General features: G+C 59.7%; 22 protein-coding genes. 3 read left to right on the top strand and 19 right to left on the bottom strand.

Annotated features, from left to right (window positions below):
* Positions 1-236 (top strand): hypothetical protein (locus AC1DKH_RS20115; protein WP_477799059.1); only part of this gene is annotated, 236 nt, incomplete at its 5' end.
* Between the two features lie 15 nt (positions 237-251).
* On the opposite strand, the gene AC1DKH_RS20120 is transcribed toward AC1DKH_RS20115, so the two are convergent.
* The 10 genes from AC1DKH_RS20120 to arnB all read right to left on the bottom strand — a co-directional run bounded on the left by AC1DKH_RS20120 (position 252) and on the right by arnB (position 11,909).
* On the bottom strand, positions 252-1,430 hold the full coding sequence (locus tag AC1DKH_RS20120) for an MFS transporter (RefSeq protein ID WP_477799136.1): 1,179 nt from the start codon (positions 1,428-1,430) through the stop codon (positions 252-254).
* 92 nt (positions 1,431-1,522) lie between these two features.
* Entirely contained in the window at positions 1,523-3,106 is a 1,584-nt protein-coding gene (locus AC1DKH_RS20125; RefSeq protein WP_477799060.1) for an ArnT family glycosyltransferase, read from the bottom strand.
* 5 nt (positions 3,107-3,111) lie between these two features.
* Complete coding sequence (locus AC1DKH_RS20130) at positions 3,112-4,491, bottom strand: UDP-glucose dehydrogenase family protein (RefSeq protein WP_477753647.1); 1,380 nt, start codon at positions 4,489-4,491, stop codon at positions 3,112-3,114.
* The gene (gene arnF / locus AC1DKH_RS20135; protein WP_477799061.1) at positions 4,488-4,889 is read right to left on the bottom strand and encodes a 4-amino-4-deoxy-L-arabinose-phosphoundecaprenol flippase subunit ArnF; all 402 of its coding nucleotides are present in this window, start codon (positions 4,887-4,889) and stop codon (positions 4,488-4,490) included. The genes AC1DKH_RS20130 and arnF overlap by 4 nt, the downstream gene beginning before the upstream one ends.
* Entirely contained in the window at positions 4,886-5,230 is a 345-nt protein-coding gene (gene arnE, locus AC1DKH_RS20140) for a 4-amino-4-deoxy-L-arabinose-phosphoundecaprenol flippase subunit ArnE (RefSeq protein ID WP_477753649.1), read from the bottom strand. Before arnE ends, arnF begins: the two co-directional genes overlap by 4 nt.
* Positions 5,227-6,876, bottom strand: coding sequence for a lipid IV(A) 4-amino-4-deoxy-L-arabinosyltransferase (gene arnT, locus AC1DKH_RS20145; RefSeq protein ID WP_477799062.1), 1,650 nt, complete (start codon positions 6,874-6,876; stop codon positions 5,227-5,229). The genes arnE and arnT (AC1DKH_RS20145) overlap by 4 nt, the downstream gene beginning before the upstream one ends.
* Positions 6,873-7,757: a 4-deoxy-4-formamido-L-arabinose-phosphoundecaprenol deformylase gene (gene arnD / locus AC1DKH_RS20150; protein WP_477799063.1), complete on the bottom strand. Its 885-nt coding sequence runs from the start codon at positions 7,755-7,757 to the stop codon at positions 6,873-6,875. The genes arnT (AC1DKH_RS20145) and arnD overlap by 4 nt, the downstream gene beginning before the upstream one ends.
* Complete coding sequence (arnA, locus tag AC1DKH_RS20155; protein ID WP_477799064.1) at positions 7,757-9,748, bottom strand: bifunctional UDP-4-amino-4-deoxy-L-arabinose formyltransferase/UDP-glucuronic acid oxidase ArnA; 1,992 nt, start codon at positions 9,746-9,748, stop codon at positions 7,757-7,759. Before arnA ends, arnD begins: the two co-directional genes overlap by 1 nt.
* Positions 9,745-10,764, bottom strand: coding sequence for an undecaprenyl-phosphate 4-deoxy-4-formamido-L-arabinose transferase (gene arnC, locus AC1DKH_RS20160; RefSeq protein WP_477764195.1), 1,020 nt, complete (start codon positions 10,762-10,764; stop codon positions 9,745-9,747). The genes arnA and arnC overlap by 4 nt, the downstream gene beginning before the upstream one ends.
* Positions 10,761-11,909 carry a UDP-4-amino-4-deoxy-L-arabinose aminotransferase gene (arnB, locus tag AC1DKH_RS20165; RefSeq protein WP_477799065.1) on the bottom strand — a complete coding sequence of 383 codons (1,149 nt, stop codon included), beginning with the start codon at positions 11,907-11,909 and terminating at the stop codon, positions 10,761-10,763. Before arnB ends, arnC begins: the two co-directional genes overlap by 4 nt.
* Before the next feature lie 392 nt (positions 11,910-12,301).
* Between arnB and AC1DKH_RS20170 the strand changes: the two genes are divergently transcribed.
* Positions 12,302-13,240, top strand: coding sequence for a site-specific integrase (locus AC1DKH_RS20170; protein ID WP_477799066.1), 939 nt, complete (start codon positions 12,302-12,304; stop codon positions 13,238-13,240).
* 4 nt (positions 13,241-13,244) lie between these two features.
* Here the strand turns inward: AC1DKH_RS20170 and AC1DKH_RS20175 are convergent, their stop codons facing one another.
* The 9 genes from AC1DKH_RS20175 to AC1DKH_RS20215 all read right to left on the bottom strand — a co-directional run bounded on the left by AC1DKH_RS20175 (position 13,245) and on the right by AC1DKH_RS20215 (position 23,536).
* Positions 13,245-14,315 carry an ABC transporter ATP-binding protein gene (locus AC1DKH_RS20175; RefSeq protein ID WP_477753656.1) on the bottom strand — a complete coding sequence of 357 codons (1,071 nt, stop codon included), beginning with the start codon at positions 14,313-14,315 and terminating at the stop codon, positions 13,245-13,247.
* Positions 14,312-15,910 (bottom strand): ABC transporter permease, encoded by a 1,599-nt coding sequence (locus AC1DKH_RS20180; RefSeq protein ID WP_477799067.1) that lies wholly within the window; start codon positions 15,908-15,910, stop codon positions 14,312-14,314. Before AC1DKH_RS20180 ends, AC1DKH_RS20175 begins: the two co-directional genes overlap by 4 nt.
* A gap of 4 nt (positions 15,911-15,914) precedes the next feature.
* Entirely contained in the window at positions 15,915-16,928 is a 1,014-nt protein-coding gene (locus AC1DKH_RS20185; protein WP_477753658.1) for an iron ABC transporter substrate-binding protein, read from the bottom strand.
* Positions 16,929-17,194: 266 nt separating this feature from the next.
* The gene (gene arnT, locus AC1DKH_RS20190; RefSeq protein ID WP_477799068.1) at positions 17,195-18,916 is read right to left on the bottom strand and encodes a lipid IV(A) 4-amino-4-deoxy-L-arabinosyltransferase; all 1,722 of its coding nucleotides are present in this window, start codon (positions 18,914-18,916) and stop codon (positions 17,195-17,197) included.
* A 176-nt stretch (positions 18,917-19,092) separates the two neighbouring features.
* A complete protein-coding gene (pmrG, locus tag AC1DKH_RS20195) occupies positions 19,093-19,749 on the bottom strand; it encodes a lipopolysaccharide core heptose(II)-phosphate phosphatase PmrG (protein ID WP_477753660.1) in 657 nt (218 codons plus the stop codon).
* 305 nt (positions 19,750-20,054) lie between these two features.
* On the bottom strand, positions 20,055-20,612 hold the full coding sequence (locus AC1DKH_RS20200) for a PqiC family protein (protein WP_477764200.1): 558 nt from the start codon (positions 20,610-20,612) through the stop codon (positions 20,055-20,057).
* A gap of 17 nt (positions 20,613-20,629) precedes the next feature.
* A complete protein-coding gene (locus AC1DKH_RS20205) occupies positions 20,630-22,306 on the bottom strand; it encodes a PqiB family protein (protein ID WP_477799069.1) in 1,677 nt (558 codons plus the stop codon).
* A complete protein-coding gene (locus tag AC1DKH_RS20210) occupies positions 22,287-22,943 on the bottom strand; it encodes a paraquat-inducible protein A (protein WP_477799070.1) in 657 nt (218 codons plus the stop codon). The genes AC1DKH_RS20205 and AC1DKH_RS20210 overlap by 20 nt, the downstream gene beginning before the upstream one ends.
* Positions 22,940-23,536 (bottom strand): paraquat-inducible protein A, encoded by a 597-nt coding sequence (locus tag AC1DKH_RS20215; RefSeq protein WP_477760495.1) that lies wholly within the window; start codon positions 23,534-23,536, stop codon positions 22,940-22,942. The genes AC1DKH_RS20210 and AC1DKH_RS20215 overlap by 4 nt, the downstream gene beginning before the upstream one ends.
* A gap of 372 nt (positions 23,537-23,908) precedes the next feature.
* On the opposite strand from AC1DKH_RS20215, the gene AC1DKH_RS20220 reads away from it, so the two are divergent.
* Complete coding sequence (locus AC1DKH_RS20220) at positions 23,909-25,561, top strand: arylsulfatase (RefSeq protein ID WP_477799071.1); 1,653 nt, start codon at positions 23,909-23,911, stop codon at positions 25,559-25,561.
* The last annotated feature ends 9 nt before the right edge of the window (positions 25,562-25,570 follow it).

A 25,570-nucleotide genomic window follows, 5' to 3' on the forward strand; every position in this document is an offset into this window, starting at 1 on the left:
GCTTTTGCGATCTGGAGATTGCTGAAGATCAAGATCAAAAAGATCGTCCGAACGCGGCCCGAACCTTCGGCAGCCCCTACAGATATTTCGTTATATGTGCTCCCCGGGATTGCGTGAAGAACCAAAAAAAAGGGCTTGGCTGGGAAACCCAGAAAGCCCTTGAAGGTGTTCCAACTGTTGGGGGAGGAACGCGCACAGTGTGCCGTTCAATCCAGCCACTGACAAATTCATATTAATGAGCTTTCAGTGCATTAATTTTGCTGTAAGTTGCCCCGTCGGCCGCTTATGTAGCACAGCAAACCACCCAGGGCAGCGAGTGCGCTCAAGGCATAAAACATCGTTGGCGCCGGGGTGTGCATCAACATGACGCCGCAAATCACCGGGCTCAACGCACCGCCGAGCGCAGCCAGGTTTTGCGCGCCGTAGTAGCTGCCGCGCAGTTCTTCCGGAGCCAGGGTATCGACGAAGAGAAACTCGGCCGGGTAAATGATGATTTCACCGAGGGTGAAGATAAACATCGCCACGCACCAGCTCACCAGGCTGTCCGCCAGGCTGAAACCGATCAGCCCGAGGATGAACAGGCCGGTGCCGGCCACGATCCATTGGCGCAGTTGCTCACGTTTGAGAAAACGCCCGATCTGGTATTGCAACAAGATCACACTGATGGCGTTGCAGGCGAGCAGGGCGGCCATGATTTCCATGGTGTGTTGGGGATTACTGGTCACCAGCAGGTACTGCGACAGGTAAAAGGTAAATCGCCCGTGCACTACCGTGCTGAGCAGGCAACCGGCGGTGAACATGATCAGCGTGCGGTCGTTTTTCAGGGTGATCAGGGTTTTGAGGAAGCTCTGCGCCTGACCGGTGACAGACGGACGCGCCGGGTCCTTCGCGATCCCGCTCATCAGGAAAATACTGAAAAAGGCGATGGCCGCTGCGATCAGGAACGGCGCACGGGTAAACAGGCCAGCAATCACCACGCCGAGCATCGGGCCGATGGCGTAGCCAATGTTGGTCAAGGTATAGCTCAAGGAAAACGCCTTGGCGCGCTGACCCACAGGCAGGTTTTCACTGAGAATCGCTTTCGAGCCGATCAGAAACAGCGCCGACGCGGTTTCGGTGACGATCAGGGTCATCGTGGTCAGGTAAAGGTTTTCGGCGAATGTCAGCAGCACCAGGCCGATGGCGCTGGAAAGCATGGCGAGGATCAGCAGCCGGCGTTTTTCGAAGCGATCGATGATGTAGCCGCCGTAGAGGGAGAGCAGGGTGGCGACGAACACCGCAATGCCGAGCAACAAGCCAACGTCCTGTTGGTTGAGGCCAAGTTTGTCGCTGATGAACAGTGTGAGCAGCGGGCTGGTGATGGCGCGGCTGACGACGATGGTCAAAGAGCAGATCAGCAGGCGGCGGATGAGGGGGGAGTAGGTGGTCACGGCGTGAATGTCCTTATTCAATCGGGCCGGCATCAGCCCGGTCGTGAGCGCTACTACTCTGGCAGTCGGACACTCGGTCTTTGCTACGGGGTTTACTGGAGGTGCAGCAGCACGAAATCATTCTTGTCGAAACGCCCGCTCAGCACGGGTGGCAAGGCACCTATGGCCGTGCCTTGCAGTGTCTTGTAAACGTTCAGGTCCATCATCAGCCACGCCGGGCCCTGGATGGTTTCAAGTTCCTGTGGTGAATCGGTGAACTCTGGTTGCAGGCCTTGATTGATGTTGACCATGAACTTGATGGCTTTGGCATCCTTGCCCATCGCGTGCATCACCAGTGGTGCGGGGTCTTTTTGCACGAGTTCAAACGCTTCGTGGCTGAAGGTCCGGGTGTCGTAAAGCTGTCGCTGGATTGGCTCGAACTGCAGGATATATAACGACCACAGTGCCAGGATCGCGCAAAGGGCGAGAATCTGTGCGCGCCAGCGGGGCTGCTTGAACGCTGCCACGGCGATCGCTTGCAGCACGCCGAGAATGATGAACAACGAAGTGAGGGGAGCCACGTCTGCGGGGAATCTTCGCTGTATCACCAGCAAGGTCACGATCAGCAGCCCCGGGATCAGCAGCCAAAGTCCCTGCATCAATACGCGCAACCAACTGAACAGTCGACCTTGCAAGGCGTAAAACGGATAAGCTGCAATGATCGCCGCCATGGGCAGCATCGGCAGCAGGTAACGGGCCTTTTTCGCCTGCGGGACAGAAAGGCCGACCATCACGATCAGCCCGGCGGCTGCGCAGTACAGCGTCAGGCGCAATGCCGGGCCTGACTGTTGTCGGCCAGAAGCGGCGATCGCCACCAGCGCCAGCACTGCCAGTGGCCAAGCCAGTGCGTAGTTGCCTACCGAACTGGTGAAGTAATACAACACCTCGTTGGAGCCTTCGCTACCGTCCATGCGTCCCATGAACTGCATGCGAATCACGTCCTGCAAGAAGGCCGGGCCGCCGCTGACGTCCGCCAGCCACAACAACAGACCGATGCACACCGCCAGCAGCACCGCTGCCAGCAATCCGAAGACGATCAGCCGTCGCCATTGGCGATTGACCAGGAAATAGCTGCACAGCATCCCCGTAGGAATAACCAGGCCGATGGGCCCGCGAATCCAGAAGCCCAGCATCAGCAAGGCAAAGATCAGAACCCGGCGGCGCGGCGCGGCAAAGTGATCGGCGGCGTAGCCCAGGTAGAACACGCTGAACGCGACAGCCGCCAGCATCAGGTCGAGGGAAACCGCGCGGGTTTCCGTGATGAAGGTGTTGGTCAACAGCATCAGGGCGATGCTCAGCAGCGCCCAACGCGTGGAATAGGGTGCCAGCAGGCGGTACATCAAGGTGACGATGACCGCTGCGGCGATGGCGCTCGGCAGCCATGCGGTCAGGCTGGTGACCTGGCCGAACGGCAGTGAAAGCAGCCAGATGAATAGCGTTGAAAGTCCCGAATAGTCTGCGTAGGGCTGGCCATAGGTCGTCGGAAAAAACGACGGCCCATTGCGCAGCATCTCCTGGGCGAACAGCACGAAGCGCGAATCGAAACCGATGGCCGCCTGCTGATACATTCCGGCGCAGAACAACATCAGCGCCAACAGACCCAGCGCGAGGGACTGTTGGCGGATGCGAGGGATCATGAGATTCAGGCGACCACTGATTCGGTTGACCATTGCTGGTAAGGAATCGGCAATTTACGCGATTCGCCGCGGCCGATCGGGAAGTAGGTGAAGCCGATGCGTGCCAGACGGTCTGCGTCGTACAGGTTGCGGCCGTCGAAGATCACCGGTGCGTTGAGCCGCTGCTGGATCAGCTCGAAGTCCGGCGCCTTGAACTGTTGCCATTCGGTGCAGATGATCAGTGCATCGGCACCGGACAAGACCGACTCAGGCGTACCCATGAGCATCAGTTTCGATTCGTCGGGATACAGCTTCTGGGTTTCCTGCATGGCTTCCGGATCGAACGCACGGACATTCGCCCCGGCGGCCCACAGCGATTCCAGCAACACCCGGCTTGGTGCATCGCGCATGTCGTCGGTGTTTGGCTTGAACGCCAGGCCCCACAAGGCAAAGGTCTTGCCACGCAAGTCGCCCTTGTAGAACGCATTGATGCGTTCGAACAGTTTGTGTTTCTGCCGCTCGTTGATGGCTTCCACCGCTTGCAGCAGGTCGCTGGAGCAATGGGCCTCTTCGGCGCTGTGGATCAGGGCGCGCATGTCCTTGGGGAAGCAAGAGCCGCCGTAGCCGCAACCGGGGTAGATGAAGTGGTAGCCGATTCGCGAGTCGGCGCCGATGCCCAGGCGTACCGATTCGATGTCGGCACCCAGGTGTTCGGCCAGTTCGGCGATCTGGTTGATGAAGCTGATCTTGGTCGCCAGCATGCAGTTGGCGGCGTACTTGGTCAGTTCGGCACTGCGCAGGTCCATGAACATGATGCGCTCATGGTTGCGGTTGAAGGGCGAGTACAGGTCACGCATCACGTCACGCACTTCGTCGCGTTCACAGCCGACGACGATACGGTCCGGGCGGCGGCAGTCGGCCACGGCCGAACCTTCTTTCAAAAACTCCGGGTTGGACACGATATCGAACTGCAATTCACGCCCGGCATTGAGCAGGCATTTGTCGATGTGGGCACGCAAGGCGTCTCCGGTGCCGACCGGAACGGTGGATTTCTCCACCAGGATCGCCGGCTGTTCGCGATGCCGTGCTACCGCTTCGCCCACCGACATCACGTAGCGCAAGTCCGCCGAGCCATCGTCCCGGGATGGAGTACCGACCGCGATGAACAGCACCTGTCCGTGCTGAACCGCGAACTTTTCATCGCTGGTGAACTGCAACCGTTTGGCGTCAAGGCCTTCGCGTACCAGGCTGGCCAGCCCGGGTTCGAAAATACTCACGTGGCCCTGCTTGAGCAGTTCGACTTTTTTCTGGTCAACGTCCATGCAGACTACGTCGTGGCCGACTTCCGCCAATACCGCTGCCTGCACCAGGCCAACATAACCGCTACCAAACACACTGATTTTCATGGGGCACTCCTTAATTCGGGCGCACGAGCAGGTCGAGAATTGATGGTAATGACGCCGAGGATGACCAATGCCACACCAAGGCTTTTTGTAAGGCTGAATGATTCGTTGAACAGCGGCAGGCTGGCAGCCAGCAGGTACACCAGCGCGTAGCTGATGCTCAGCAACGAGTAGGCCCGGCCCAGGGGCAGGTCCCGCAGGGCGGCGAGCCAGCAGAGCATCGACAAGGCATAGGCGAAGATGGCTACGAGCACCACGGCAACGGGTGTCAGGCCGATGTGGGCGCTGAGCCAGTGTTCGGGTTGTGGCAGATGACTCATGCTCCAGCGCATGCCCAGTTGAGCGGCGCTGACCAGCAACACACTGCCCAGTGCGAAGGTGATACCGCGACTCAGGTTCATGCGTGTTGCCCCAGCAGTGCAACGCCGCCGATCACCAGCGCCACACCCAGCCAGTGGCGGCGGTCGATGGTTTCGTGGAACACGAAACGCGCGACCAGGGTGATCAGCACGAAGTTCAGGCTCAGCATCGGGTAGGCAATCCCGACTTCCAGGCGTTGCAGCACCAGCAGCCACACCAGCAGGCCCAGCCCCAAAGAGGCCAGGGCCAGCCAAAGCCAGGGTGAGCGCAGTTTCTCCATCCACCCGGAAGGTTTGCCGCGCCAGCTTTCTACCGCATATTTCTGGGCAATCTGGCCCAGGCAGGTCAGCAGGCAGGCGACCAGTAGCAATAGCAGGCTCATAGCGTCGCCTGAGGGATAATCAAAATCACCAGGTTGCCTTGTTCATACCGTTTGCCCTCTTTGGGCAATTGATCAAGTTCGCGCAGCTCTTCTTCGCCCTTGACCCGCATGACCACACCGACCGAGCCTAGTTGGCGAGCGTCGTGCATCCACTGTTGCACCTGGTCAGGGTCGACGCGTTGCTTGAGCGAATCAGGATAGGCAAGGCCATATTTCAATTCGCCTATCGTGTTGAAAAAAGCCACTTCCGGCCGTTTCACCCGCCAGGACAATGCCGACGCGGCACCCAGATCGTTGCTCAACAATTTGGCACTCTGGCCAAGCTCCTGGGCGTGATCGAGGATGAACTGGTCAGGCGTTTTGTTGGCGACTACGGAATTGGGCAGTCCGGCAGGCAATAAACCGATGAGCAGCAGGCTGCCAAAAGCCGGGGCTGCCCAGCATTGCAGCGGGCGGAAGGCCTGCAGCAGGTTGGCCATGATCCAGCCGATCAAGCCGATGAACACCAACACCAGGTTGTGCAGTTCATGATCGTAAATCGGCTTTTTCAATTGCAGATAAACCAGGGCCAACAGGGTGACCACACCCACCACCAGGTTCAGCAGGCCGTTGATGCCCAGGACGCGACCTTGCTCCAGCTTCAATCGGTCAGCCAGTGCATGGCCGAGCAACAATGCCAGGGGCAACAGGCACGGCAGGATGTAGGCCGGCAACTTGCCCTTGCTCAGGCTGAAGAAGAACAACGGCATCCACAGCCACAGCAGCAGGAACCCGATATTGGACTGGCGTCGGGTCTGCCAGGCTTGCTTCAGCGCGGGCGGCAGCAATGCAACCCACGGCATGCTGAAAGCCACCAGCAACGGCAGGTAATACCACCATGGCGCGTTATGCTGGGCATCGTCCCCGGCAAAACGGCGGATGTGTTCGTGCCAGAAGAAAAACCGCCAGTAGTCAGGCTCCTGGGCGTGCACTGCCAGCGCCCATGGCAGGCTGACGGCGATGGCGACCACGACCGCCACCGGGCCGTAGACCAGCAGTTCACGCCAGCGTTTTTGCCAGATCATCCAGGGCAGCGCAATCAGCACCGGCAGTAGCCAGGCCAGGAAACCCTTGGTCATGAAGCCCATGCCGCAGGCAAGGCCCAGCACCGCCCACGCGATCAGGCGTTGACCGCGGGTGACGCTGTCCAGGGCAAACCACAACGCGACCAGGCTCAGATTGACCCAGAAGGTGAATTGCGGATCGAGGTTGGCATACCCCGCCGAAGCGGCAATGACCGTGAAGCTCATGTACAGCAGCGCGCAGGCGAAACTCTTGCGCGGTTCGTTCCACATCCGGCGGGCGACCAGGTAGCACAGCAGCACGCTCAAACCGGTGCTCAGTGCCGAAGCGAAGCGCACTCCGAAGAGGTTCTGGCCGAACAGCGCCTGACCGATGGCAATCATCCAGTAGCCGGCCGCGGGTTTTTCGAAATAGCGCACGTCCATGAAGTGTGGCGACACCCAGTTGCCGCTCAGGAGCATGCCTTGGCTGATCTGGGCGTAGCGGGTTTCGTCAGGAATCCATAAACCATGGCTGCCCAATGGCAGCAGGTATGCCAGCGCCACCATGGCCAGCAGTAACGGCAAAGCCCAGCGTTTGCTCATGCGCCTTGCACTCCCAGCCAGCCTTCGCGACCTTCGAGCGCACCGCGTACCACGCGGCCGATCGGCAAACTGTCAGGGGCCTGGGGCAGCAAGTCGCCCAAGGGTTGAAAACGGATGTCCCGCTGATGTGCATCGCTCAGCAGTTGACGGAAATCATTAGCCATCAGAATCCCTTCTACCTCGGCATGGATCGTGTAGACATTGAGTTTTTCCGGCGTGAACCGGTCCAGGATGAACCTGTTGAAGTCCTTGGCGGCGACGGTCGGCCCGACCACTTCGTCGAAGGTCGGCAGGTCCACCGGAATTTGCGGTGTGCCCAGGCGACCATCGGCCAATCGTGGCTGGAACAGGCTCAGGCCGCGACAATCGCTGTTATAGCGAAAGCCGAAGCCCTGCTTGGCTTCGATCACACGCTCGTCGGCACGCCAGCCGGCGGACGCCGAGCAGGTGATCTTGTCCCCGAGAATGTCGCTGAGGGTGTCCACGCCACGGCGTATCTGTTCGACCAGTTGTGCGTCGCTCCAGCGCCCGGCGTTGGCTTGCCAGCCGTGGTGATCCCAGGCGTGCAGGCCAACCTCATGCCCGGCATCCCGGGCCTGGCGCATCAAGTGCCCCAGGTCGCGGCCGATCGGTTTTCCAGGCCATGCGGTGCCGGCCAGCAGAATGTCCCAGCCATACAGGCCGGCTGCGTTGGAACGGAGCATTTTCCAGAGAAACTGTGGACGGATGAGGCGCCACAAGTGGCGCCCCATGTTGTCCGGCCCGACACTGAAGAAGAACGTCGCCTTGACCTGTGCTTCATCAAGGATTTCCAGCAGCCGGGGCACCCCTTCACGGGTGCCTCGGTAGGTGTCGACATCGATCCGCAGTCCCGCCTGCATCAACGCTTGTCCGCGATTTCGAGCATGGCTTCACGCAGGAAGAAGTCCAGGGTGTTGCCGATGGTTTCGCTCATCTCCACGGTTGGCGTCCAGTCCAGCAGGCGTTTGGCGTTGGCGATGCTCGGCTTGCGGTGCGACACGTCCTGATAACCGGTGCCGTAGAACGCCTTGCTTTCGATGTCGCGGAAGCCGGCGAACGGAGGGAAGTTGGCGCGCAGCGGGTGGGCTTCGAACTGACGCAGCAGCTCTTCGCCCAACTGACGGATGCTGGCCTCGTTTTCCGGGTTGCCGATGTTGATGATCTGGCCATTGCAGACATCGTTGTCGTTATCGATGATCCGTGCCAGGGCTTCAACACCGTCGGCGATGTCGGTGAAGCAGCGTTTTTGCTCGCCACCGTCGAACAGGCGAATCGGCGTACCTTCCACCAGGTTCAGGATCAGCTGGGTAATGGCGCGGGAGCTGCCGATACGGGCCGAATCCAGGCGGTCCAGACGTGGACCCATCCAGTTGAACGGACGGAACAGGGTGAAATTCAGACCCTTCTGGCCATAGGCCCAGATCACGCGGTCCAGCAGTTGCTTGGAGACCGAGTAGATCCAGCGCTGCTTGTTGATCGGACCGACCACCAGGTTGGAGTTGTCTTCGTCGAAGTTGTTGTCCTGGCACATGCCATAGACTTCCGAGGTCGACGGGAAGATCACGCGCTTGTTGTACTTGACGCAGTAGCGAACCAGTTTAAGGTTTTCTTCGAAGTCCAGTTCGAACACGCGCAGCGGGTTCCGGGTGTATTCGATTGGCGTCGCGATGGCCACCAGCGGCAGTACCACGTCGCACTTCTTGATGTGGTACTCGATCCACTCGGAGTGGATGCTGATGTCGCCTTCGACGAAGTGGAAGTTCGGGTGGCTGCGCAGGCGCTCGATGGCGTCCGAACCGATGTCCAGGCCGTAGACCTCGTAGCGGTCGTCACGCAACAGGCGCTCGGACAGGTGGTTGCCGATGAAGCCGTTGACGCCGAGGATCAGCACGCGGGTGCGACGTGGGGCGCGGCCGGATTCGGCACCGCGCAGCACGGAACCGTCCACCAGGCCCAGTTCGTTGGCCAGTTGCGGACCGCTCAGGTACAGACCGTTGTCGTTGCGCTGGCCGGCGTTGATGATCAGCGAGTCTTGACCGCAGGCGATGCGCAGCGGGTCGACGCTGATGACGCGGCCTGGCGCCAGGCCTTCGTTGCCCTTGGCGACTTCAGCGCTCCAGACAATCAGCTTGTGCTCGCCTACCGCGCAGAATGCACCGGGGTATGGCTGGGTCACGGCGCGCACGAGGTTGAACAGTTCTTCGGCTGGCTTGGCCCAGACCAGTTTGCCGTCAGCCGGAGTGCGACGGCCGAACACCGTGGCTTTGGATTCGTCTTGCGGTGTTTCGCTGACCTTGCCTTGCAGCAGCGCCGGCAGGGTGTCGCGCAGCAGTTCAGCGGCGGCGGTGCGCAACTTGCCGTGCAGGCTCAGCGCGGTGTCGCTGCGCTCGATGGCGACCTTTTGCTGGGACACGATGGCGCCTGCATCGGCGCGCTTGAGCATGCGGTGCAGGGTCACGCCGGTTTCCGTTTCGCCGTTGACCAGTACCCAGTTGGCCGGTGCGCGACCACGGTAGCGTGGCAACAGGGAACCGTGCAGGTTGAACGCGCCTTTGCGCGCAGTGGCCAACAGCGGTTCGCTCAGCAGGTTGCGGTAGTAGAAGGAGAAAATGTAGTCGGGATCGAGTTTGGCGATACGCTCGATCCACAACGGGTGGTTGGCATCTTCCGGTGCATGCACGGCAATGCCGTGGCGGGCGCACAACTGTGCGACGGAACCGTAGAACGCATTCTCCTTCGGATCGTCGGCGTGGGTGAACACCGCAGCGATCTCAAACCCGGAGGAGAGCAGGGATTCGATGCCGGCGCAGCCAATATCGTGATAGGCGAAGACAACAGCTTTTGCACTCATGAAGGAACCTGATCTGAAGAAGTGGAAGTAAGGCCGTCGACGGTAACAACGGAAGAGGGGGATTCGGGCTGGCTACGCAGCACCTTTTCAATGAAGAAGCGCGGACGTGCGCGCACGTCGCTGTACATGCGGCCCAGGTATTCACCCAACAGGCCCATGCCGATGAATTGACCACCGGTGAAGACGAACAGCACGGCGAACAGTACGAAGGTACCGCCACCGGCCCAGCCGGAACCGAACACCAGACGCAACAGGATCAGCGCAATGGCGAATAGAACACCCAGGGCCGCCATGCCGACGCCGACGATGCTCAGCAGTCGCAGCGGCGTGGTGGTCATGCAGGTGACCAGGTCGAACATCAGGTTGATCAGGCGCATGGGGCTGTACTTGGAATCGCCGTGTTCACGCTCGGAGTGGGTCACGGGGATTTCCGTGGTGTGGCGGGCAAAGCTGTTGGCCAGGATCGGAATGAAGGTGCTGCGTTCACGGCAGGCGAGCATGGCGTCGACGATGGTGCGTCGGTAAGCGCGGAGCATGCAGCCATAGTCGCTCATGGCTACCCCGGTGGAACGCTGCACGGCGAGGTTGATCAGCTTCGATGGCCAGCGGCGCAAGGCCGAGTCCTGGCGGTTGTTGCGCACCGTCGCGACGACGTCATAGCCAAGTTCGGCCTGGGCCACCAGCCGCGGGATTTCTTCGGGCGGGTTTTGCAGGTCGGCATCGAGGGTGATGACGACATCGCCCTTGCACTGTTCGAAACCGGCCATGATCGCCGCGTGCTGGCCGTAGTTGCGGTTAAGGATCACTGCGACCACCGGGCTGCCTTCGCGGGAGGCGGCGTCTTCCAGGATCTGCGCGGAGTCATCACGGCTACCGTCGTCGACCAGCACGATTTCATAGGCCTGGTGCAACTGCTGGCAAGCCGCTTCAGTGCGCCGGAGCAACTCAGGCAGGCTTTCCTGTTCGTTGTAGACCGGAATGACGATCGAAACGAAGTTGATTGGGTAAGGTCTCAAAGGCTTCTGTCCATACAGTTTTCGATGGCACCGACGACGCGCTCGACATCATCGGTGGTCATGTCGGGGAACAACGGGATCGAACACAGCCGCGCCGAATTCCATTCGGTGTTGGGCAGGTACAGGTTGGGGTAACGCTGGCGGTAGTAAGTGTGCAGGTGCGTTGCAATGAAGTGAATACCTGTGCCGACATTCTGTTCCTGGAGCGCTTTCATGAACGCTTCGCGATCGAGCCCGCAGCGCTCGGCATCGATACGCAGGATGAACAGGTGCCAGGCGTGTTTTTGCGAATAGGCGGGAACGGCCAGCGGCTGCACCGGCAAGCCTTCCAGGCGCTGCAAGTAGGTCTGGGCCAGTTGAGTGCGCCTGGCGTTGATTTCGTCCAGGCGTTCCAGTTGCACCAGCGCGATGGCCGCGTTGATGTCGGCCAGGTTGTACTTGAAGCCGGGTTCGACCACCTGGGCCTGGGGCTTGCGGCCGTGGGTCAGGCGGTCGTAGGCATCAACCCCCAGCCCGTGAAACTTGAGCATGCGTACCCGCGAGGCCAGGGCTTCATCGTCGCTGACGAACATGGCGCCTTCGGCGCAGGTCATGTTCTTGATCGCGTGGAACGAGAAGATCGCCGTGCCTTTGGAACCGACGTGGCGACCTTTATAGAAAGTGCCTGCCGCGTGGGCGGCGTCTTCGATCACGGCAATGCCGTGTTTGTCGGCCAGGGCGTAGAGCGGATCGAGGTCGAATGCCGCACCGGCGTAATGCACCGGGATAATGGCTTTGGTGCGCGAAGTGATCGCAGCTTCGATAGTGGCCACGTCGGTCATCAGCGTGTCGCGGTCGACGTCGACGAACACCGGCGTGGCACCCAGCAGGGTGATCATGTTGGCGGTGGAAACCCAGGTCTGCGACGGCGTAATGACTTCATCGCCGGGACCGATGCCCAATGCCAGCAGGGTGATATGCATGCCGCCGGTGGCTGAGGAAAGTGCCACGGCATGTCCGCAACCGACGTAGTTGGCGAAGTGTTCTTCCAGTGCCAGGTTCTTCGGTCCGGTAGTGATCCACCCGGAGCGCAATACTTGCTCTACGGCCGCGATTTCTTCGTCGCCGATGCTGGGACGGGAGAAAGGGAGAAACGCCTGACTCATGGGCACCTCAGGGGCTGAAAACGAAAATAGCCTTTGAGGCTAAAAGGGATCCAAAAATCAGTATAGACGCTAAATCAGAATCTGCATCAAATCAACTAGTTACTGGTGTGTAGGTGAAAAACCGCGTCGGTTGACTTTTTTCGCCTTGGCCGGCAGGTTGGACGTCCATTTGGGTTGCGCCGACTTTACAGAAGGTTATGCCCGATTTTGTGAAAGGAACATGAAAAAACGGTTGGGGAATCGTTTTATCTGAAGGCTATTAAGCCGCTGTTCAGACTTCTTCCGTCTACCGCGTTTTTAGGAAAAGTCCTACAGCAGTAATGTCTTTTACATCATCGTTATTTCACTTCTTAGTTGCTTCATTGAACTGTTTATATTCAAGGCCGTTTCGTTTGATTGACTTACCTGTTACTGACTCACGCTCACCCCTCACCAATCCGCTGACCCTGTATCTGGCGCGACTGGCGCCATCCAGCCAACTGACCATGCGTTATGTGCTGCAGGATGCCGCCGACCGCCTGGGCTTCGAAGACCAGGATATCGAGGAGATACCCTGGCACAACTTGCAGCCCGAGGATGTGATCGCCCTGGTGGCCACTTTGCGTTCGGATGGTTATGCGCCGAACACCTCCTCGCTGTATGTCAACGCAGTGCGCGGGGTGATGAACGAAGCGTGGCGCATGAGCCTGATCTCTCAGGACCATCTGTTGAAGATGCGTACGGTGAAGGGCATGGCCGGGACACGGCTGTCCCAGGGGCGCAATCTCAGGCGCACGCTGATTCAGGAATTGATGGCGGTCTGCGCCGCCGATCCGCGGCCGCAAGGCCTGCGGGATGCAGCAATCATCGGGATTCTGTACGGTTCGGGGATGCGCAAATCCGAATCGGTGAACCTTGAGCTGAACCAGGTCGATTTCACCGAGCGCAGCCTGCGGGTGACGGCCAAGGGCAACAAACAGTTGATCAAGTACGCCCCGGCCTGGGCCTTCGCCAAGCTTGAAGCCTGGCTTGAGCTGCGCCGCTCCATGCTCAAGGACGGCGAGCCGGACGACCCGTTCCTGTTCAACCGCATCCGCCGGGGCAGCCATATCACCCGTGAGCGCATCACCAAGCATGCGATTTATTACATCGCCCGGCAGCGGGGCGCGCAGGTCGGGGTGAAAATCATGCCCCACGACTTCCGGCGTTCATTCATAACCCGGGTGATCGAAGAGCATGACTTGTCGATTGCGCAGAAGCTGGCGCACCACAGCAACATCCAGACCACGGCCAACTACGATGTGCGCGATGACAACGAGCGGCGTCGGGCGGTGGATCGATTCGATCTGTGAGCGATCACATCTCGCTCAGCACATGGGCATGGCCGATGGTCGAGACCTGAACCGAGCTGCCGGCGGGTGGTGCATACATGCCTGAGCTGCGCACCAGCAGTGATCGGCCCGGTTGCTCGCGGCTGGTCAATGGCTGGAGTTCCACCGTCAGCGTGCAGGTGTTGCCGCTGAAGTCCCGGTCGGTGACCACGGCCCGGCAACCGCTGGCTTCCGGGTCGCTGGGCAGGATGCTGGCCAGTTGCAGCTGTTCGGGACGCAGCATGATCTGTGCCGCGCTGTTGTTGCGGTGGTTGTTGACCGGGATTCGCCCCAGGTCGCAATGGGCCCAACCGGCCTCGATGCGCGCGGGCATGACCACGGCATCCCCCAGGAACAGGGCGGTCTGTTCGTCTTCGGGGTAGCGGTAGAGGTCCAGCGGATGCCCTGACTGGACCAGTCGGCCATGGCGCATCACCGCCAACTGGTCGGCGAACGACAGGGCTTCACTCTGGTCATGGGTGACCAGAATGGTGGTGACGCCTGCGTCTTCCAGCAGCCGCGCAACCATCTTGCGCATTGCGGCGCGCAATCCGGTATCGAGCGCCGAGAATGGCTCGTCCAGCAGCATCAGCCGTGGCTGTTGCGCCAACGCCCGGGCCAGGGCCACGCGCTGTTGCTGGCCACCGGACAATTCGTGAGGCCAGCGCTCGGCCATCTTCGCGTCCAGCGCCACGCTGTCCATCAGTTCGGCGATTCGCTGTTGTTTTTCAGTGCCCTTGGTCGCCAGGCCGAAGCCGATGTTCGCGGCCACGGTCATGTGCGGGAACAGCGCACCGTCCTGCGGCACGTAGCCGATCAGGCGTTGATGGGCCGGCACTTCGTGGGTGCCGTCGACCAGGGTCTGGCCATTGAACGAAAGACGTCCGGCGTCGGGGAATTCGAAGCCGGCAATCATCCGCAGTAACGTGGTTTTACCGGAGCCGGAAGGACCGACGATCACCGTGCGACTGCCGCTGGGCACCGACAGGCTGACGTTGTCCAGGGCGCAATGGGCGCCATAGGATTTGTAGAGGGCATTCAATTCAAGAGTGTTCATCGGCCAGCCGTTTTTTTCGATTGGTGATAAAGAAGTCCGGTCAGCGGCAGCGACAGCATAACCATCAACAAGGCGTAGGGTGCAGCGGCGGCATAATCGATTTCGCTGGTCATGGCCCAGAATCCGGTCGCCAGGGTGCGCGTGCCATTCGGAGCCAGCAACAGGGTGGCGGTCAGCTCGTTGGTGATCGCCAGGAACACCAGCGCCGCGCCGGCGGCAGCCCCCGGAGCGGCCAGTCGCAAGGTGATCAGCCACAGTGCCCGGGCCGGCGAGCGGCCCAGGCTGCGGGCAATGTTTTCCAGTTCCACCGGGGCCTGGGCAATGCCTGCGCGCAGGCTCACCAGCGCGCGGGGCAAGAACATCAACAGGTACGCCAGCAGCACGGTGAAGGTGGTTTGGTAAATCGGCCGGGCAAAATGGATCGTGACGGTCACCAACGCCAGCGCCACGATAATTCCCGGCAGGGAGCTGGTGATGTAGTTGCAGCTTTCCAGTACCCGTTGCAGTCGGCCGGGGTAGCGGATTGACAGCCAGGCGATCGGGATCGCCGCGCAAGTGGTCAGCGCCGCGCCAGCGACGCCGAGCAGCAGGGTTTGCTCCAGGGCAGGCAGCAATTCAGCCATGTCCCAGACTTCCACACCGCCGGCGATCAGCCATTTACCCAGGGTGATCAAGGGCACGCCCAGGGCCAGGGCGCAGGTCACGATTTGCAGGGTCAACGAGAGCAGGGTGGATACCGGTTTCAGGCACACGACCCGTTGCTCCCGGGCGCTTCCCGAACCGACGCGAGCATAACGGGCAGAACCCCGGGCGGCGGATTCGGCCGTCAACATCGCCAGGCAACACAACGCCAGCACGCTGGCCAGCATGTGCGCCGCTGCGCCGTTGAAGGTCGATTTGAACTGATCGAAGATCGCGGTGGTAAAGGTGTCGAAGCGGATCATCGCGTACAGGCCGTATTCGGCGAGAAGGTGCAGGCCGACCAGCAAGGCACCGCCGCAGATCGCCAGGCGCAATTGCGGCAACACCACGCGGAAAAACACTTTCCAGGGTTTGAGCCCCATGGATTCGGCGACGTCTTCAATGGCCGGGTCGAGCCGGCGCAAGGTGGCCGCTACCGGCAAATACAGGAACGGGAAGTAGGCGATGACCGAGACCAGGACACCGGCAAACAAGCCGTGGATCGGTGGCACCAGGCTGACCCAGGCGTAGCTGTGAACGAACGCGGGCACCGCCAGCGGTGCGGTGGCCAGCAACGACCACCAGCGTCGTCCGGGCAAATTTGTACGTTCTGTGAGCCACGCCAGTGTCACCCCCAGCGCCACGCACAACGGAATCGTCAGCAGTACCAGCAATACGGTATTGATCAGCAGTTCACCAACCCGGGGGCGGAACACCAGGGTCACGACGGTTGACCAGCCTGTCTGCAGGGACACGCCAATAACGTAAGCGATCGGTAGCAGTGCCAGTAATGAAACCAGCACCGACAAACCGATCACCCATACACCGCCACGTCCCGCAAAGACTCCGCGGGATCGTCGACGCAAATGTGCGGGTGTCGCCACAGCGACCCCCGCAGGCAGGGTTTCTGGCATCAATTTAGAGCAGTCCGGCCTGTGTCATCAGCTCCACGGCTTTTTTACTGTCGAGTTTCGAAGCATCGACAGTCGGCGCGTCAAGTTGCTGCAAAGGCACCAGTTTAGGGTTGGATTCAGCGTTCTTGCCCACGGCGTACTCAAACGACTTACCGTTTTTCAGGACGGCCTGGCCATCCTTGCCGGTAATGTATTTGAGAAACGCCTGGGCTTGTTCTTTGTGTTGGCTGGAAGCGAGGACGCCGCCGCCGGAGATGCTAACAAAAGCGCCCGGATCTTTGTGCTTGAAATAGTGCAGGGCGGTGTTTTTGCTGTTTTCGCCGGTCTTGGACTGATCGACCAGGCTGTAATAGTGGTAGATCACGCCGCTGTCGATCTGCCCGGCATTCACCGCCTTGAGTACCGAGCTGTTGCCACGGTAGTTGGTGTAGTTGGTTTTCATCGCTTTCAGCCATTCCAGCGTGGCGGCTTCACCCTTTTGTTCCAGGATGGCAGCGACGATGGCCTGGAAGTCAGCACCGCCTGGCGACGCAGCCCAGCGACCCTTCCAGCTCGGATCGGCCAGGTCCATGATCGATTTCGGCAGATTGGCTTCCGACAGTTTGCCCGGGTTGTACACAAACACTGTGGAGCGCGCGGCAATCCCGACCCATTTGCCGTGGGCCGGGCGATAGGCGGAGTCAACCTGTTCCAGCGTGGTCTTGTCGACTGGCGCAAACAGCCCGGCGTTGTCGACCAGCACCATGGCCGGGGAGTTTTCGGTCAGGAATACGTCCGCCGGAGAAGCGGTGCCTTCCTGCACGATCTGGTTGCCCATCTCGGTGTCATCGCCGTTACGCAAGGTCACGGGAATACCGGTTTCCTGGGTAAAGCCCTCGACCCAGGCCTTGGTCAGGCCTTCGTGTTGCGCGTTGTACACCACGATGCCGACGGAGTCAGCTGCGTAGACCTGGCCAGCGCTCAGCAAAGCGGTGGCCAGCAGGGCCTTTTTCAAGAACGAAGGGATGTTGGGAATCATTCTGCGAGCTGCTCCTGGTGCATTTTTTTGAAAGTCATACGCATTGAAACGCTTGTAAATCAATGCGAATCATTTGCATGTTTTGAATTGCAGGGAATGTAGAGATCCAAATGAGAAAATAACGTAAAAAAAACCGTAAATACATGTAATTTTCATTCAGATTAGCAGCGCTGTGCCCACTGTGGTTCGACTCGTCGCTTAAACGATGCGAAAACGAAAAACCCGAGAGGCCGGTTCGACCTCTCGGGTTTTTTGCGTCTTGCCTGTCAGGGCTGGATTTGCGGGAAGATCAGGACTTGCAGGTTGCCGCGCTGATAGCGTTTTCCGTCGATGGGCAGCGCCTCGACTTCCTGAATTTCATCGACGCTGTTGACCCTCATCACCACCCCGACCGAGCCCTTTTTACGCGCCTCGGTCATCCATTGCCCGATGTCTTGCTGAGTCACTTTGCGCGAGGCCGCGTCCGGATCCGAAAGACCATACTTGAGCTCGCCGACAACATTGTACAGCGCCACCTCCGGTCGCCTGGTCAGCCACGACAAGGCCGAGGCCGCTCCCAGGTCGTTACTCAGCAGCGAGGTGGTCTGGTTCAGGCTGTCCAGGTGTTCGGCGATAAACCGGTCGGGCATCTTGCTGTCGACGATCTGGCCCGGCATGGCGGCGGGAAGCAGTGCCACCAGCAACCAGATGCCGAGGGCCGGCATCGCCCATAACGTCAATGGTCGCAGGATTTGCAGGGCGTTGGCGATGATCCAGCCCAACAGCACGATGAACGCCAGGGACAGGCTGAACATCTCGGTATTCTCAAAAACCTCTTTGCTCCGTTGCAGGTACAGCAAAGCGATCAAGGCCGTCGTGGCAATGACCACGTTGAGCCAGCCGTTGACGCGAATCGTCCGCCCCTGTGCGCGTTCCAGCAGGCTGGTCAGCGCATGACCCATCAGCAGCGCCAGCGGCAACAGGCACGGCATGATGTAGGTCGGCAACTTGCCGCTGCTCACGCTGAAAATCGCCAATGGCAACAACAGCCAGAGCAGGAGAAAACCGCTGACGGGCTGGCGCTTGTCGTTCCAGGCCTGGATGAACGTTGTCGGCAACAACGCGGCCCAGGGCAGGGCGGAGACGACCAGCATCGGCAGGTAGAACCACCACGGCCGGGCGTGTTGCGCATTGTCGGCGGCGAAGCGGCGTACGTGCTCGTTCCAGAAGAAGAAATTCCAGAAGTCCGGTTCCTGATGATGAATGGCCAATGTCCAGGGCAAGCAGACGGCCGCGGCGACCACAACGGCCAGTGGCCCGTAACGCAACAGCTCACCCATGCGGCGCTGCCAGAGCATGTAGGGCAGGGCGATCGCCGCTGGCAGCAGCCAGGCCAGAAAGCCCTTGGTCATGAAGCCCATGCCGCAGGCGATACCCAGCATCGTCCAGGCACCCAGGCGGGCACGCGTGGTGCGGCTGTCGATGGCAAACCACAGTGAAACCAGGCTCAGGTTGACCCACAGGGTGAACTGCGGATCGAGGTTGGCGTACCCGGCCTGACCGGCAATCAGCCCGAAGCTCATGTACAACAGTGCGCAGGCAAAGCTTTTGCGCGGATCGCCCCAGAACCGGCGGGCAATCAGGTAGGTCAGCCACACGCTCAGCCCGGTACTCAACGCTGAGGCGATGCGCACCCCGAACAGATTCTCGCCAAACACCGCCTGGCCGATGGCAATCATCCAGTAACCGGCAATCGGCTTCTCGAAATAACGCAGGCCCATGAAATGCGGCGAGACCCAGTTCCCGCCCTGCAGCATTTCCTGGCTGATCTGGGCATAACGGGTTTCATCGGGAATCCACAGGCCGTGGCTCATGAGCGGCAGCAAGTAGAACGCAAAGAACGCCAGTACCAAGGCGAATAGCATCCAGCGTTCGTTGGCAGGCGCCGTTGGGGCGCGCAGGCGGGAAGAATGGCTAGCAGAATCTGGCAATGGCTGATTAGACGTCATGTCTCGACCTTGGCGCTTAGATGGCTGGTTGAAGAGTGATGTGCAACTAGTGAGAGAGAAAACCGGAATGATATTGAACGGCGAGAAGTGCAATCACACTTCTCGCTGTTTTGTTCAGGTTCCATTCAGTCCGGCTTGAAACAACTTAGTGGCAAAGTTCTCGGTCAGTAATGATTTCAGTTTTTTTCTTGTAACAGAGTGTTCCAGTCTTCGGCATTCACAATGCCGAGCACTTGCAGTTGGCCATTGCCATCGATGTGGACAAACAGCGCGCTGGCGTACTCGGCGTCCTTCGCCGAATGCTTCAGGCCGGCCTGCTTTTCAAAGTCGGCGATGCAACCGCTGTGGGTCACCAGCACCAGGTTGCGATGGGCTACCTTGTGCGCCACGACATCGTTACGCAGGGTCGTGCCGCAGGTCGCCAGCCACTCCTGGGTCCGTGGGTCGCTGTTGAACATGTAATGCGCGGTCTGCACGGTGCGCGTCACCGGGCTGGTCAGGATGTCGGCTTGCGTCAAACCCAGGCGTGCCAGGCCTTGCCCGACACCGGCGGCCGCTTCACTGCCAATTCGGGTAATACCGTCAGCCGGGCCCAGGCAAGGATTGCTGGAACGGTCGCAGCGCTCGGCGTGACGAACCAGTACCGCGATCTCGCCGGCACTCCATTGTTGCAGCAATTGAGCCCGGGCTTGCGCGCCCTCATGGGCCAGGTTGGCCGGGGATTTCGGCCACAGGACCAAACCGGTGACCACCGCGGCGACGGTCAGTGCAGCAATGGCCACGACCGATTTAGACAGGCGCGAAGACGGTTTACGCGAGACGGAATTGACCAAGTTTGTCCACCAATAGGAGCGCCAGGGAAGTACTGTTAAACAAAACCTGAAACAGCACAAAAAATGTCCGCCGAGACTAAGTTCAGCGAATTAACTGCGGCCCACGTTAAATCTGTGCAGGTGTCGGAGCGGTGAAAGGAATGTGAAAAAATTGCATAGGAGGTTCGCTCGGATAATTTGTTTGTTATTGAGAAACGTTATCTTTTACACTCGCATGGAATGACAGCGGGAAACAGAGAGGGCGTATGGGTTGGGATTAACGGCGAACGTGTCGCCGTTAATCCGGGAAGCAGGAGAAAAGGCGTTCAGGGCGAAGGGCAGCTCGCCTGTGGTCTGGCGGCAGCCTGGCTGATCAGCGCGGCCAGGCGTTTGACGTTGTTTTGCTGGGCAAGCACCAGGTCATCGATGCTCGCACCTGACGGTGTTTGCAAGGTGCTGCGGCAAATCACCCGTGCCGTGTCGCCGATGCCGGCACTGCGCAGGCGCCATTTCACGTCCATCAACGCGTATTGACCGGGGACCGAGTCAAAACGCTGCACATCGACCCGCACCGAATATTTGCCTTGTACCGGACTGTTGCTCAGTTGATCGGCCAGCGCACCGCGCAATTCATCCACGAGGGTCGCAGCCCACCAATGGGTTTCCAGGATCGCCAGGCCACTGTTGCCTTGGCGAATGACGATCTGCGCACGATCGACCTGGGGCGGCACGCTGATCGTCTCGATCTGAATCACCCCGACGGTGGTCATTGAATGATCGCCCACCTGGGCCGGGGTCAGGGTGTGGAATTGAATCGGGTCACTGCGGCAAGCGGCGAGCAGCAACATCGCGGTGACCAGGGTGAACTTCAGCGGAAAAGCCATGGGTGTTGCTCCTGTGTTCAATTGCGCGGTGGCCCCTGCAGATCCACGGGTGCGGCATTGTTCGGACGGCCGCGAAGCAGCGATTCCGGATGCCGTCCCAGGTAATCCGAAAGGTCACGCAAGGATCTCGACGTACGTCCCAGTTCATCCAGGGTTTGCCCCAGTTTTTCCCGTTGCGGTGAATCGTCGGCCAAGGTCGAACTGGCGGACTGCAGGGTCGAATTGGCGGTTTCCAGGGTTTTGCTGACATCTGACAAGGTGGTCTGCACGCCAGGCATGATCTTGCCGTTGAATTGCATGATGCCTTTGCGCAGTTCGACGAGATTGCCATCGAGATTGCCGGCGATTCGCTCGATCGGCAGTTTGTTGATCTTGTCGACCATGGACTCGAGTTTTTCCTGCAATTGCTCGAGGCTGCCGGGAAGGGTCGGAATCATGACCGGGCGTGCATTTGCATCGAAGGCGACTTTGTCGGCCTTGGGGTAGAAGTCCAGGGCAATGTACAACTGGCCGGTCAGGAAGTTGCCGGTGCGAGCCTGGGCTCGCAGGCCGTTTTCGATGAAGGTGCCGATCAGGCGCACACTCCCGGCCTCGTCATTAGGATCATGATTGAGCGCCTTGAGCATTTTGAGGTGGGCCTGACCCAGGCGTTGCGGGTAAATCACGATGCCGACGTTGATCGGAAAGGAACGTTTCTTCTCGTCGTAATCCAGATTGACCGCCACCACCTTGCCGATTTCCACGCCGAGGAATTCCACCGGCGCATCAACCTTGAGCCCGCGCATTGCCTGATCGAAACGCATGGCCAGGTACTGCGGCTTGCCGTTTGGCGGGGCGAGGGCGGATTGCTGGTCTTCGAACAGTTCGTAGGCATACTCGGCAGCCGCAGGTTTATCGTCAGGGCTGTAGTCGGGCGCGCGGAAGGCAATACCGCCCACCAGCAAGGAAGACAACGATTCGGTCTTGACCGCAAAACCGTTGGCGCCGACGCTCACGTCTATGCCGCTGGCGTTCCAGAAACGGGTGTTTTCGGTGACGTACTTGTCATTGGGTGCATGGATGAACAGCTCGATGTTCACGCCTTTGCCATCCGGGTCCAGCGCGTAGGCCACCACCTGACCCACCGGGATCTTGCGGTAGTAGACCGGAGAGCCGATATCCAGCGACCCCAGGTCCTGTGTGAACAGGGTGAAACGCTTGCCCGGCTCGCCGTAGGTGATGGGCGGCGGACTCTCCAGCCCCATGAAGTTTTTTGCCCGGCCGTTGGCCTGGCCGATATCGGCACCGATGTAATCGCCCGACAGCAGCGTATCGATGCCGGACACACCGCCAGCGCCAATGCGCGGCCGCACGACCCAGAACTGCGAGTCTTCACGGGTAAAGCTTTCGGCCTGCTTTTCCAGTTTGATCGTGGCGTTGACGCTCTTCTGGTCAGCGCTCAGTTCCACATCGGAGACATGACCAATCACGACATTGCGGTATTTGACCTCGGTTTTATTCGCGGTCAGGCCGTCCCCGGTCTTGAACGTGACAACGATGGTCGGGCCTTGCTGCAGAATGCTGTGAACCACCAGCGAAATACCCACCAGCACCGCGACGATCGGTACGATCCAGACCAGCGAGACGCTGAAACGGCGGGTCTTGATCGGCGCCAGCCCGGGGGCTTGCGGCCCGTCAGTGGCTTGTGACTTCATCCGTGACCTCCTCATCGTGTGGGTTTTCCCGTTCTTTATCCCAGATCATGCGTGGATCGAAACTCATGGCCGAGAGCATGGTGAACACCACCACCAGACCAAAAAACAGAATGCCCGGGCGCGGCTCGATGTCGGCCAGGGCCTGGAATTTCACCAGCGAGGCCACCAGGGCGACCACGATCACATCGAGCATCGACCAGTAACCGATGACTTCGACGAAGCGGTACAGCGTCGACCGCTCTTTACGTGCCCACTCGCTGTCGCGTTGCACGGTGACCAGCAGCAGCGTGACGGCGACGAACTTGATGCCCGGCACCGCGATACTGGCAATGAAGATGATCAGGGCGATGTCCCAGGCTCCGGCTTCCCAGAACTCCAGCACGCCGCTCATGATCGTGCTGTCGGCGCCATGGCCGACCATTTTGGTGTTCATTACCGGCAGCAAATTGGCGGGGATGTAAAACACCAGGGCGGCGATCATGTAGGCCCAGGTCCGGGTCATGGCATTGGTCTTGCGTCGATGCAAAGGCGCGCCGCAGCGTTCGCATTCGTGAGGTTCACCAGTCATGTCGCAGGCTAGCCCGCAGGTGTGACACAGGCACAGGTTGAGCTCGTCGGCGTACGGAGGTGTGCTCATACGATGTCCCATAGTTCGCGGATATCGCGCCCGGCGATGCGGATCATCATCAGGCTCAGCGCAGCCAGGGCAAACAACCCTATGCCGGGCAGCACATCGAGCAGTCCGGCGAGTTTGATCACTGCGACCATGGCGCCCAGCAGGCAGACTTCGAGCATGCTCCAGGGCCTCAGGGTTTCCAGCCAGCGCATGCAGAATTTGAATCCGGGCGAGCGTTGCCGGGAGAGGGCGAAGCCCAGCACCCAGATCAGCAGCAACAGCTGGAAAATCGGCGCGATGATCATGGCGATTGCCGCCACCATGGCGATGAACGTGATAGGCCCCAGGCTCAGGGCCAGCACCGAGTCCCAGAGCGTTGCGCTGTTCTTCACGCCTTTGAAGCTGATGCTCATCACCGGATAGAAATTGGCGAATACCCAGAGCATCAGCGCCGTGAAGGTCAAGGCAAGACGCTGTTCCACCGTGAGGCCGTTATAGCGCTGAAGCACGCCGCCGCAGCGCGTACACAGGGTTTTCTGATGTTTGGCGAGCGTTACTTTTTGGTACACGCTGTCGCAGTGCTCGCAGATGATCAGCTGATCAGTAGTTGCCATGGGTCAAGCTCAACAGAAGGCAGGAAGTTCAGAGCACCCCCTCAATATAGAAGTGACTCGCAATTGAGCAAATCGAAAGTCGCAAGCTGAAGGCTATCCGCCGCCGGGGGATGACTCGACCCACGGAATTACATGGGAAGCAAGCGACGAACGACTTCGAATTCCACTGCCTGCATTGCGCGTTATGAAAATAACCGTACTAGGCTGACTCGGGTGCCTTGAGTAGCTACAGAAATTCAATTGTTTGCTCAGTTGAACGCCTGGAACTAACCGGAGGGCATGGTTTGGGGGTAACTCACCAGGGTCCGGTTACGGATTACTTGAAAACAAGTAGCCGGCCACAAGGATCCGTCCCGATAAAGGAAGGTCGCCATGAAAACACTCTCGCATCGCTCAAGGTTCTACATTGCAGGTTCATTACTGATAGCGCTTAACGGTATGGCCCAGGCAGCACAAACAGAAAAGCCCAATATCCTGTTCATCGTGTCCGACGATACCGGCTACGGCGATCTGGGGCCGTACGGTGGCGGTGTCGGCCGGGGCATGCCGACACCCAGCATCGACGAACTGGCCGCTGAGGGCACAACCTTTTACTCGTTCTACGCGCAACCAAGCTGCACGCCAGGGCGAGCCGCCATGCAGACCGGGCGCATCCCCAATCGCAGCGGCATGACCACCGTGGCCTTCCAGGGCCAGGGCGGTGGTTTGCCTGCCGCCGAGTGGACGCTGGCCTCGGTGCTCAAGACCGGCGGGTACGAAACCTACTTCACCGGCAAGTGGCACCTGGGTGAAGCCGACTATGCGTTGCCCAATGCCCAGGGCTATGACGTGATGAAGTACGTCGGCCTCTATCACCTCAATGCCTACACCTACGCCGACCCGACATGGTTCCCCGACATGGACCCGGAAACCCGGGAAATGTTTACCAAGGTGACCAAGGGCGCACTCTCGGGCAAGGCGGGAGAAAAGGCCGTCGAAGAGTTCAAGATCAACGGCCAGTATGTTGATACGCCGGTCATCGATGGCAAACCCGGTGTAGTCGGGATCCCCTACTTTGACGGTTATGTCGAAAAAGCTGCACTGGAATTCCTCGACACCGCCGCCAAATCCGACAAGCCATTTTTCATCAACGTCAACTTCATGAAAGTGCACCAGCCGAACCTGCCGGCACCGGAGTTCGTTCACAAATCGATCTCCAAGTCCAAGTACGCCGACTCGGTGGTCGAACTGGATACGCGCATCGGCCATATCATGGACAAGCTCAAGGCGCTGGGCCTGGATAAGAACACGCTGGTGGTTTACACCACCGACAACGGCGCCTGGCAGGACGTTTATCCGGACGCCGGCTACACGCCATTCCGTGGCACCAAGGGCACCGTGCGCGAGGGCGGTAACCGGGTCCCTGCAATCATGACCTGGCCTGGAAAAATCAAGCCCAATGCCAAGAACCACGACATTCTCGGCGGGCTCGATTTGATGGCGACCTTCGCCTCGGTGGCCGGCATCAAGTTGCCGGAGAAAGATCGCGAAGGTCAGCCGATCTATTTCGACAGCTACGACATGACCCCGGTGATAACCGGCACTGGCCCCGACCCACGTAAGGAGTGGTTCTATTTCACCGAAAACGAGTTGTCGCCGGGGGCTGTCCGCGTCGGGAGCTACAAGGCTGTATTCAACCTGCGTGGCGACAATGGTGCGCAGACCGGCGGCCTGGCGGTGGACTCCAACCTCGGCTGGAAGGGTGAAGCGAAGTACGTGGCGATCGTGCCGCAAGTGTTCGACCTGCTGCAGGATCCACAGGAGCGCTATGACGTCTTCATGAACAATTACACCGAGCACACCTGGACCATGGTGCCGATCAGCCAGGCGATCACCAAGTTGATGCAGACCTACGTCAAATACCCACCGCGCAAATTGCAAAGCATGGGCTACGACGGGCCGATCGAATTGTCGAAGTACCAGAAATTCCAGTCGATTCGGGAAAGCTTGCAGAAGGAGGGCGTCAATATCCCGGTGCCTAACTAGCGGTGCGGC

The sequence above is a fragment of the Pseudomonas sp. 05L36 genome, from assembly GCF_056398125.1.

What these genes read in the sequence shown, in the direction of transcription:
- AC1DKH_RS20130 (WP_477753647.1), bottom strand. Translation starts at nt 4,491, where the DNA reads ATGAAAATCAGTGTGTTTGGTAGCGGTTATGTTGGCCTGGTGCAGGCA.
- arnF (WP_477799061.1), bottom strand. Translation starts at nt 4,889, where the DNA reads ATGAACCTGAGTCGCGGTATCACCTTCGCACTGGGCAGTGTGTTGCTG.
- AC1DKH_RS20180 (WP_477799067.1), bottom strand. Translation starts at nt 15,910, where the DNA reads ATGCCAGAAACCCTGCCTGCGGGGGTCGCTGTGGCGACACCCGCACAT.
- AC1DKH_RS20175 (WP_477753656.1), bottom strand. Translation starts at nt 14,315, where the DNA reads ATGAACACTCTTGAATTGAATGCCCTCTACAAATCCTATGGCGCCCAT.
- AC1DKH_RS20125 (WP_477799060.1), bottom strand. Translation starts at nt 3,106, where the DNA reads ATGATCCCTCGCATCCGCCAACAGTCCCTCGCGCTGGGTCTGTTGGCG.
- AC1DKH_RS20220 (WP_477799071.1), top strand. Translation starts at nt 23,909, where the DNA reads ATGAAAACACTCTCGCATCGCTCAAGGTTCTACATTGCAGGTTCATTA.
- AC1DKH_RS20215 (WP_477760495.1), bottom strand. Translation starts at nt 23,536, where the DNA reads ATGGCAACTACTGATCAGCTGATCATCTGCGAGCACTGCGACAGCGTG.
- AC1DKH_RS20210 (WP_477799070.1), bottom strand. Translation starts at nt 22,943, where the DNA reads ATGAGCACACCTCCGTACGCCGACGAGCTCAACCTGTGCCTGTGTCAC.
- AC1DKH_RS20185 (WP_477753658.1), bottom strand. Translation starts at nt 16,928, where the DNA reads ATGATTCCCAACATCCCTTCGTTCTTGAAAAAGGCCCTGCTGGCCACC.
- arnB (WP_477799065.1), bottom strand. Translation starts at nt 11,909, where the DNA reads ATGAGTCAGGCGTTTCTCCCTTTCTCCCGTCCCAGCATCGGCGACGAA.
- arnE (WP_477753649.1), bottom strand. Translation starts at nt 5,230, where the DNA reads ATGAGCCTGCTATTGCTACTGGTCGCCTGCCTGCTGACCTGCCTGGGC.
- arnA (WP_477799064.1), bottom strand. Translation starts at nt 9,748, where the DNA reads ATGAGTGCAAAAGCTGTTGTCTTCGCCTATCACGATATTGGCTGCGCC.
- AC1DKH_RS20205 (WP_477799069.1), bottom strand. Translation starts at nt 22,306, where the DNA reads ATGAAGTCACAAGCCACTGACGGGCCGCAAGCCCCCGGGCTGGCGCCG.
- arnD (WP_477799063.1), bottom strand. Translation starts at nt 7,757, where the DNA reads ATGCAGGCGGGACTGCGGATCGATGTCGACACCTACCGAGGCACCCGT.
- arnT (WP_477799062.1), bottom strand. Translation starts at nt 6,876, where the DNA reads ATGAGCAAACGCTGGGCTTTGCCGTTACTGCTGGCCATGGTGGCGCTG.
- AC1DKH_RS20200 (WP_477764200.1), bottom strand. Translation starts at nt 20,612, where the DNA reads ATGGCTTTTCCGCTGAAGTTCACCCTGGTCACCGCGATGTTGCTGCTC.
- arnT (WP_477799068.1), bottom strand. Translation starts at nt 18,916, where the DNA reads ATGACGTCTAATCAGCCATTGCCAGATTCTGCTAGCCATTCTTCCCGC.